Source organism: Streptomyces katrae, assembly GCF_000966975.1.
GTDB lineage: Bacteria > Actinomycetota > Actinomycetes > Streptomycetales > Streptomycetaceae > Streptomyces > Streptomyces katrae.
In genome coordinates, this window is record NZ_JZWV01000556.1 from 1 (window position 1) to 1,086 (window position 1,086).

The window sequence follows — 1,086 nt, forward strand, 5'->3', positions numbered from 1 at the left end:
GCCCCCGGCGCCTCAAACGCCGGCGGGGCTGGGTTCGAGCCGCGCGTGGGACCATGGAGCTGAGGTCTCCGTCAGGGGGAGGCGATGGTCATGCGTACCGGGAACGAGCCACTGACCGCCCGCAGCCCGCTGCGGCTGCGGTTCTGGCTCAGCCTGTGGGGGCTGGTCTGGGCGGCCGGCGGCGCGGCGGTGTTCTCGCTGGCCGAGCGGCCCGGCTGGGCCGCGGCCTGCGCGGCGGTGGTGGTGCTGGCGGCCGTGGACCTGGGCGTGGTGGTGCACCACATCCACCAGGGCCCGCACTACCAGCCGGGCCCGGACATCCCCCCGTACGAACCCCCGCGCAGCCGCTGACGGCCGGAACCGCCCACCAGGACGGCGGACGGCGGGGCGCCGGCACGGCCCGGCCCCGCCGGAACCCGCGGTCCCGGCCCCGGCGGAACCGGCCTTTCGGGGCGGCCAGGGCCGGCCGGGCGGATCCGTCAGCCCTCGAAGCGGGCCGCCGCCAGGTACTCCGGCTGCGGGTCGAGGGCGGCGGCGAGCCGGAAGTGCCGGCGGGCCTGCTCGTGCCGGCCGGAGCGCTGGTGGGTGCGGGCCAGGGCGAAGTGGGCGAAGGCGTTGTCCGGCTCCCGCTCCAGGACCAGCTCGAACTCCAGCTGTGCGGGCCGCAGCTGGGCCGCCGCGAAGAAGGCCCGGGCGCGCAACAGCCGGGCCGCGGTGTTCTCGGGGTGGGCGGCTATGACGGAGTCGAGCAGCCGGACCGCGCCGCGCGGGTCCCGGGCCTCGAGGAGCTGCTCGGCGGCCCGGTAGTCGATGACGTGCGTCTCGGGACTCGGGGGGCCGACAGGCTCCCTCGGGGGCGGCGGCGTGGGCGTGGTGTCGGGCACGGTATGTCTCCTTCCCTCTGCGCACGCCCTCAACGCGCGTCCACGCCAAGGTTGTTCCCCGTGACACACCGGCTGCGCTCCGCTACGGCCCGGGCCCCACGCGGACCGGACGCCGCCCCCACGAGCACCCGCTCCCGGCGCGCCGTGCCCCCGGCCGGCCGGCACGGTGACCGACTTCGCAGCACCGCGGAGCCGACGGCCG

At 77.7% G+C, this 1,086-nt stretch carries 2 protein-coding genes; one reads left to right on the forward strand and one right to left on the reverse strand.

Features of this window, described 5'->3' with window-relative positions:
- Nucleotides 1–90: 90 nt before the first annotated feature.
- A complete protein-coding gene (locus tag VR44_RS20175; protein WP_045948951.1) occupies nt 91–351 on the forward strand; it encodes a DUF6343 family protein in 261 nt (86 codons plus the stop codon).
- Between the two features lie 128 nt (nt 352–479).
- On the opposite strand, the gene VR44_RS20180 is transcribed toward VR44_RS20175, so the two are convergent.
- Entirely contained in the window at nt 480–884 is a 405-nt protein-coding gene (locus tag VR44_RS20180; RefSeq protein ID WP_045948950.1) for a tetratricopeptide repeat protein, read from the reverse strand.
- Nucleotides 885–1,086: the final 202 nt, after the last annotated feature.